The sequence below is a fragment of the Novimethylophilus kurashikiensis genome (assembly GCF_003112435.1).
GTDB classification, from domain to species: domain Bacteria; phylum Pseudomonadota; class Gammaproteobacteria; order Burkholderiales; family Methylophilaceae; genus Novimethylophilus; species Novimethylophilus kurashikiensis.
On record NZ_BDOQ01000010.1, the window covers coordinates 70,424 to 77,207 of the forward strand.

Sequence of the window (6,784 nt, forward strand, 5' to 3'; positions counted from 1 at the left end):
TGCACATTTGTCAACCAAACAAACAAAAAGCCCGTCAAATGACGGGCTTTATTCACCAGCGTTTAATTGCTAGATTTCTTCGTTAGAACCGCTTTCCGGGTTGCCGGCCGGCTGAGTTTCAGTTTCAACCTTCGCTGGCTTGTTTGCAGCGACCAGGTTGCGTACGTGACGGGCATACGCCTTGAGGTCACAAGGAACAGGCTGGTAGCCTTCGGCAATCCAGTTGCCAACCAGGGCAGCAACGGTCTTGCGGTCGACGACGGTCACCGAGACCGAGCGCTCCATCAGGCCATTGGCGCCAAGTGCAACATAGAAAGCCGGCTCTGTTTCGACGGTCAAAGGCTTGTCTTCGAAATTTTGCGGCGACAAGCCAGCTACCTTGGTTGGTTCAATCACGATAGCGCCGTCAATCATCTTAACTTGCATGTAAGTCCTTAAGTAAGGTTAATGGGTGGGTTGATACTGATGTATAGCGCGGCTTGCCGCGCCATTGCTCATTGTTCGTCGATAGTTAGCATTTCAATGCCAATATCTTTATTGGGCAGTTCAAACCACTTCACTTCACGCAATCCCCTTGGATACGGCTCACCCTCTTTTACGGCAGGGGAGGCGCAATACGCGCCCAACTTAACCTCAACGGAGCGCGCGTCCTTGAGGATGCTTTCGGTAGTTGATGCCACATATTCACGGCAAACACGGTCCCCCTTGGTGTACGTGGCCAGGAAAACAATACGTCCGGCTTCCTGGACCATTTCACGCTTCACAATTTGGCTTTGTGCCGGCGCGGGGCCATCGCGTGTAACCTTGACCGGAACTACCTGTGCAGCCATCGCATTCATCGAGAACATCCCTGCCATCAGCATCGCTAGGTAATACTTTTTCATTTTCCTCTTCCTTCCTATTTTGGTTGTTTTGAGATTAGCTTTTGGTTGAGAACGTCGACCCGGATGTAGCTATGTCCGTGATAACTCAATACGGCAGGAGCATCACCTGGCTGGCCGCCATCACGCAACATAGCGTTTCCTGTTGCATTCCCATTGGGGTACTCTGTCGACGTTGTGCTATTGGGGCAACGGGCGACCTTCATGGAATGCCCATAAGCTCCTTCAAGGCTGAAAAAGCTACAGTCCGCCAACGCTTCAGGCAGATTGTTATAGGTCAGTTTCTCGACGTTGTTGCACCCTGTGAGGGTAATGCTCACGAGACATATCACCAATGAGAGTTTGGTCATTTGTGTTCCTAGTAGGAGTTGAATTGCGCCAAATCGCGCTCTTCATTTGCGGAAATGAGTACCCTTGCCCCAAGCACGGCATAACCCCGGACAATCGCTGGTAGCAACGAAAACTTGGCGCAACTCTGCAGCGCATCATCAACTACCACCAGTCCATCCGGAACATAAGGCATCGGAATGAGTTCTGGTTGGTTCAGGACCTCAATCGGGTCCCTTATGTTCGACAAGTCGTAAACAATGAAGGGTGTACTTCCATACTTGATTTCAGTGGCCACACGATGCTCATGCTGGATGATGTAACAGCCTCCAAACAGCTCGCATAACTTCCGATAATTGACGCCGCAATCGATGACCAACACCGGTTGCGATGCATGAATGGTGGTAACAATCCGTTCGGTTATAATGACCGTCTTATCAAAACTGTCGCGTCTAATAAGTTTGTCGTACAGAAACGTTTCTTTGTCTGTCATTTCTTCCTCTGCGCTTCTATTCTTACGAGCTTATAGGCAATCCCGACAACGCCAGGAGACTCAGCGGCCTTACCCTTCAAGGGAATCGCGCCAACGGCCTGCCGGCGATAACCAGGCGGCGCGGCAATAGCCTGCATATCGAGCAACGTCTGCAAATCCACCTCAACGGGCATCCCTGCTCGAGTTGGAAACCAGGCGTTGTCCTTGTAGCAGTGCAGCCCATCCAGGATGGAGTCGTCTGGGTTTTGATGGCTACCCAACTTACAAGTCTTCCACTTGCCAGACGGCACCCTTGCTGCCTGGGCTTCGATGATGCCGTCCCACAACAGGTCGGCATTGACCGAGGTAACCATCAACCCAAGCAACAGAGGAGCAATTTTGCGAAGTAACATCACTACATTGGCTGGTCCAGCCAGATAACCTGGGCGGTCATCACCTGAACGGTTTTGTTCTTGTCGAGGAAAATGGCTACGCGCTCAATACCACGCTTACCTGCCCGGCACACAAAAGGGCGCTCCTCATAACGCAGAAGCTTGTTAGCGCCTCGAGCGTACACCGGCAGGTATGGTTCAATCTTAGCTGTGGTCATATCCGTTACCATCAAGCGGGGGCTGTTAACCCCCGCAGGCACCACCTAGGCTACCTTCTTCGCCTCAAAGAAAGCGACCCAAGGCTCATCGTTATCCTTCTGCACCGGCTCTTCACCGAGGTGAACCGGCATGGAGAAGGTGATACCGCGCTCAGGATGGGTAATCCACAAAGCCTGTTGCGGCGGCTCGTAGCCGAAGTTATTGGCATGCGCATATTCGTTGTAGCCAATCAGCGAGCCGTTCATGATGATTCGGCGCATTTGCAGCAACTGGTGGAAGTGGCCAATCACGAGCGTGTCGTATTCCTGGCCAATCTGCGCATTACGGGAACGCTTCTTGTGGTCACCACGCGTAATGGGACCCAAGGGGCCAATCATGCCGTCGCCACCGCGGAACTGGTTGCCGTGGGTAATGAGGTATTTGTGGCCATAGACGGAAATCAGCGCATCAGAGCCATCCGGGATGTAGAAGATAACGTCTTCATCCTCCGCGAAATAGCGGTCCAGCGTCTGGTAGATGAGCCAGTCATAGGAGCTGAAATTCGATTCCTTGGCACGCATCTTCTTGTGCAAGCGACCGTGATTACCGGCAACACAGGGCAGGAACACGCGACCAAAGACTTCCTTGAGGCGATTGATAGCCGCAATCAGGTGGTCAATCAGGTCCAACACCACCGGCATAATGGGCATGTCGTTGGTTTCGGACAGCTCTTCATGAATATTGCCTGAAACCATGTCGCCACCCAGCGCGAAGATGATGCCGGGATACTGCGGGTTCACCATGTGCTTGGTCAGCAACTCAATGGTGGATTCGATAAGGGTACGCAGGCGAGAACGGGCGATGACGAGGTTATATTCATTAACACCGCCGATTTCGGTCGGGTTAACCACTTCACCCCAGTGCCAGTCAGAGCCAAACAGGAAGGGAACGCCAGGAGCTGCATGCAAGGCACGAACCTTGGTCGACTTCGGCAGGGACAGCCAGTCCGGAATCGTGGGCTTGTAGGCGGCGATACCAAAAATCTTTTCACGGACAGCCTGCTCAGACAGCGCCTGGTCCTTGTAGGTGCGAACCAGATTTTCCAAGGTGCGGATGCGGTTCTCGAGGATGGCCTCCTTGGCTGCGCCCGTGGCTTCACCGCTTGCCAAATTTTCGGCGACTTCGACATGCTCGGCGATGCGCTCATCTATCGGCTTACGGCCACCGGTAGCGACCGGCGCCACCGCATGAGGAACACCGGCTTCAGCCAGAACTTCACGCGCCTTCTTCAGCTTGCCGTTGAAGGTGCTTTGAGCCATTTTGAGCGCTTTGGCAGCAGCTCGTTGATTCTTGTGTACGTCCAACGCCTTCACAATGCGGTTAGCGGTTTTCAAGTCCATTAATAGAACTCCAAATCAAGATGACAGTTAGATTTATCTCAGCCAAAATAGAGGGCGGCCGAGGTCGAAGAGTGATTCGATAGGACTAGTATATTGTTAAATACCACTTTTGTCAACTTAACAAAGGAGATTTTGCACGCCCATACTCTTGCAGGGGCTGTACCTGTCCCCATCACATTCTTTGCTGGCATCCTGCTAGCCGCTCAGGTTGCTGCCTGATTACCTTCCCTGGCTTGCGTTGCTTATATATGTATTCTATGGTATATTTACTCATTCCTTATTCAAGGGCCGCACCATGGAATTATTGCTTAGCATTCGTAATGCACTGCTGTCGATATTGGCTGCAATGGGCTGCGTCAGCCTCTTGGCGTTTGCAAAAACCTCGTACGACATTGCGACGGCAGAGGCGCTCACCATTCAAATTCCGCAAGTTGCCTTGGCAAAGCTCGATTCGATTATTTATGTCGGCCCACCCTATTTCATGTCGCCTCCTCAAATTGATGTGGCGCCCTTTGCCCCTTGGGGAGTGGACCCCAAGTGGCAGACCACTACGCTCTCCCTACCCGTATCCTGCGCGTCATTCGCCTTTGAATTGGGCCGACAACCGCAGATTCATGGCAATGCCGAGCTGATTCCTGTCAGGGTGGTCGTCCTTGGTTGGACCTTGGATGCTAACGGACGGAAAGCGGCGATGCGTGAGGCCGGCCAGTGCATTGAATCAGCCATCAAGCTTTCGGTGCATGCCTCCAAAAATCTACACGCCCAGGCCAAGGGAATTGTATGAACCGTACACTTATGGCGGCGCTGTCCGGATTATTTGCATCTTCCGCGCTGGCCGCGGATTGCACGCCCATCAATCCTATGGATAGCATCAATCAGGAGTGGCCAGCTTATGAAGCCTATGTCCTGACGATTGCACCGATAGGGAAGTCTGCCGATTGGTCCAAGCTCGACGTTCCGGGTCTCAAGGTTTTACCTCGCCTACCCGTCACCCCTCTTCTGGGCGGGAAGGTCGAAGACCTCTATATGGCCACACTACCTGCATCTAGCCTTCAAAGGTTTGGCCAAGCTCTTCGTGCAGCATTCAACCCTGGCGCGATTGGCCCGCTCCCCTTATCTGCTCCCTTGGGCTCCCCGGCGGGATACCATACAGGTAAGCAGTTCAGTTACGTGAAAGCACACTCAACTGCGCCCGGCCAAGGGGTCATAGGCGCGGAACTGGGTCGAGAACCCGTCACATTGGATATTCAGGTCAATGGATTTAATGGGGAGAATGGCTTCCAGCCGGAATCCAGCATAACCCTGGCATGGCAGGGTATCGTGGGCTGGGAGTCTGAGTCTGGAGCGATTGGTGCGTGGCCAACTGCAGAACAAACGGCACCTGATTTTACGCCGAAAACAGAAGTCCCTGAGTGGCACTCAGCGACCCCGGTCGAACAAAAGGCCTCAGTGACCACCTGCATAAAGCAATCCCCCGACGAAGCTGTGTTCATCGGGGGATTGCTGGATAAGGCCGTACTGTTGCTGCGTACCAGGTAGGCCTGAAGGACTAGTTAATCAGGCACGAAGTGTATGATGACGCATAATACCCGTTCGCCTGAAACCCACTGACGGTGTAAGTGCAGGTGGCAGAAGCTTGTTTATTACCTTGCAGTGTGTAGCCTGCGGGGCAAGTGGGGTAGGCCGGGTAATTAATACCAGCTCCACACGCACTAGTTGAAGTGTAAACGTTAACGAAACCATTTGCAGGAACGCCCCAGATACCGAATCTGGAGATGAAATCCAAGCCGATGGCATGCAACGAGGTGCTGGAACCCATCGCCCATACCCCCGCCTGGCACGACAAGACTGCTCCCGTGCTGGAATTTGCAATAGCGCCACTGGAGAATCCAGAGCAGCTTGCGCCTGCCGTAGCCACATAAGACATATCCAACGTACGCGCACTCAAGTCGTTGGTGACCGTGACGTTGCCGCCAGTCACAGCCACCCCGCCGGAGAACGTCTGCAGGCCGCTGAAGGTCTGAGCCGCATCGGTACGCGCGACCGTCGCCGACGTGCTCGGGAACGTCATCGTCGTGCCGTCGGTGCCAGCCAGGGCAATGGTATTGTTGACCTGCAGCGTCTTACTCGTAGTGCCACCAGCAACACTGAAGCCTGTCGCATTAGCTTGCAGGGTCAGCCCGTTAGTCCACTTGCCAGTTGCCGAGTTGTAGACCAAGGCTTGACCATTGGTAGGGCTCACCACCCCCCAGTCACTCATACCCGAAAGACTTGTTGCGCCGCCAACACGAACCCATGCCGCGCCGGTATCGCGATAGATTTCATCGGTATCCGTCGTGACATAAACACGGTTCGCCACACCTGCTGCCGGACGCGCAGCTAGCGTGCCGGTGACGTTCGGTCCAGACAGCACCAGGTTGCCGCCAGAAACATTCAAGCCCGCGGGCAAGTTGACACCGCTCGAGGTCGCACTCAGGACTTGCGTACCACCAGCGACCAAGCCAAGCGTATTAGCCGATGGCGAATACAACCCTGTGGTCGAGCTACCCGTGAAGGTGTACGAAGGCGAGGTCGTGGACCCAGCCGGAGCCACAATCTGGCCCGTCGCAGTCAGCGTCGAAGTGTTGATGCCGCCGTTGGCCGTGATGCCGCCAGAGGTCACCAGCGTCGTCAGGGAGCCATTACGGCTGCCATCGATGGCCGTCGTTCCGCCAATCTGAAGTGAGCCGACGTTTGCGGTTCCGGTGATGGTTGCATTACCGGCAGCGGTGATATTGTTGACGCCAGCGATGTTGCGGCTGGTGTCAATCACCGTTGTGCCGCCGACCTGGAGGCCGCCGCCCGCATTCACTACGCCGGAGAATGAACCACCATTCGCCGTCACATTCTTGCTGGCATCTAGGAACACGGCGCCGTTGACCGTGACCGTGCCGTCGGTGCCCAGATTGAAGCGTTCAGAGCCACCCGTCTTGATGGCGAAGCTACCGTTGGCGACATTAATCAGCATCTTGCTGTTGGTGTTGTCGTAGCCGAGGAAGGCATTCACCGCGGAACCGGCGGTATTGTAGATGTTGACGCCAGTCGTTGAGCCAGTACCGCTCAAGCCAAGCGCGG

10 protein-coding genes are annotated in these 6,784 nt (G+C 54.4%); 2 read left to right on the forward strand and 8 right to left on the reverse strand.

What is annotated here, in order from left to right:
- Nucleotides 1–69 precede the first annotated feature (69 nt).
- From NMK_RS12325 to NMK_RS12355, 7 genes are all read right to left on the reverse strand, one after another.
- Nucleotides 70–426, reverse strand: a complete 357-nt coding sequence (locus tag NMK_RS12325; protein WP_146187202.1) for a hypothetical protein — start codon at nt 424–426, stop codon at nt 70–72.
- Nucleotides 427–494: 68 nt separating this feature from the next.
- Nucleotides 495–884, reverse strand: a complete 390-nt coding sequence (locus NMK_RS12330; protein ID WP_109016071.1) for a hypothetical protein — start codon at nt 882–884, stop codon at nt 495–497.
- Between the two features lie 14 nt (nt 885–898).
- Nucleotides 899–1,231, reverse strand: a complete 333-nt coding sequence (locus tag NMK_RS12335) for a DUF4884 domain-containing protein (RefSeq protein ID WP_109016072.1) — start codon at nt 1,229–1,231, stop codon at nt 899–901.
- A gap of 8 nt (nt 1,232–1,239) precedes the next feature.
- A complete protein-coding gene (locus NMK_RS12340) occupies nt 1,240–1,701 on the reverse strand; it encodes a hypothetical protein (RefSeq protein ID WP_109016073.1) in 462 nt (153 codons plus the stop codon).
- On the reverse strand, nt 1,698–2,093 hold the full coding sequence (locus NMK_RS12345) for a hypothetical protein (RefSeq protein WP_109016074.1): 396 nt from the start codon (nt 2,091–2,093) through the stop codon (nt 1,698–1,700). The genes NMK_RS12340 and NMK_RS12345 overlap by 4 nt, the downstream gene beginning before the upstream one ends.
- A 2-nt stretch (nt 2,094–2,095) precedes the next feature.
- Nucleotides 2,096–2,290 carry a hypothetical protein gene (locus tag NMK_RS12350; RefSeq protein WP_146187203.1) on the reverse strand — a complete coding sequence of 65 codons (195 nt, stop codon included), beginning with the start codon at nt 2,288–2,290 and terminating at the stop codon, nt 2,096–2,098.
- A 45-nt stretch (nt 2,291–2,335) separates the two neighbouring features.
- Nucleotides 2,336–3,670 (reverse strand): hypothetical protein, encoded by a 1,335-nt coding sequence (locus tag NMK_RS12355; RefSeq protein ID WP_109016076.1) that lies wholly within the window; start codon nt 3,668–3,670, stop codon nt 2,336–2,338.
- A 295-nt stretch (nt 3,671–3,965) separates the two neighbouring features.
- On the opposite strand from NMK_RS12355, the gene NMK_RS12360 reads away from it, so the two are divergent.
- Nucleotides 3,966–4,454, forward strand: coding sequence for a hypothetical protein (locus NMK_RS12360; RefSeq protein ID WP_109016077.1), 489 nt, complete (start codon nt 3,966–3,968; stop codon nt 4,452–4,454).
- Nucleotides 4,451–5,209, forward strand: coding sequence for a hypothetical protein (locus NMK_RS12365; RefSeq protein WP_109016078.1), 759 nt, complete (start codon nt 4,451–4,453; stop codon nt 5,207–5,209). The genes NMK_RS12360 and NMK_RS12365 overlap by 4 nt, the downstream gene beginning before the upstream one ends.
- Nucleotides 5,210–5,219: 10 nt before the next feature.
- Here NMK_RS12365 and NMK_RS18540 read toward each other — a convergent pair.
- Nucleotides 5,220–6,784 (reverse strand): beta strand repeat-containing protein (locus tag NMK_RS18540; protein WP_181376273.1); only part of this gene is annotated, 1,565 nt, incomplete at its 5' end.

What these genes read in the sequence shown, in the direction of transcription:
- NMK_RS12325 (WP_146187202.1), bottom strand. Translation starts at nt 426, where the DNA reads ATGCAAGTTAAGATGATTGACGGCGCTATCGTGATTGAACCAACCAAG.
- NMK_RS12330 (WP_109016071.1), bottom strand. Translation starts at nt 884, where the DNA reads ATGAAAAAGTATTACCTAGCGATGCTGATGGCAGGGATGTTCTCGATG.
- NMK_RS12335 (WP_109016072.1), bottom strand. Translation starts at nt 1,231, where the DNA reads ATGACCAAACTCTCATTGGTGATATGTCTCGTGAGCATTACCCTCACA.
- NMK_RS12340 (WP_109016073.1), bottom strand. Translation starts at nt 1,701, where the DNA reads ATGACAGACAAAGAAACGTTTCTGTACGACAAACTTATTAGACGCGAC.
- NMK_RS12345 (WP_109016074.1), bottom strand. Translation starts at nt 2,093, where the DNA reads ATGTTACTTCGCAAAATTGCTCCTCTGTTGCTTGGGTTGATGGTTACC.
- NMK_RS12350 (WP_146187203.1), bottom strand. Translation starts at nt 2,290, where the DNA reads ATGACCACAGCTAAGATTGAACCATACCTGCCGGTGTACGCTCGAGGC.
- NMK_RS12355 (WP_109016076.1), bottom strand. Translation starts at nt 3,670, where the DNA reads ATGGACTTGAAAACCGCTAACCGCATTGTGAAGGCGTTGGACGTACAC.
- NMK_RS12360 (WP_109016077.1), top strand. Translation starts at nt 3,966, where the DNA reads ATGGAATTATTGCTTAGCATTCGTAATGCACTGCTGTCGATATTGGCT.
- NMK_RS12365 (WP_109016078.1), top strand. Translation starts at nt 4,451, where the DNA reads ATGAACCGTACACTTATGGCGGCGCTGTCCGGATTATTTGCATCTTCC.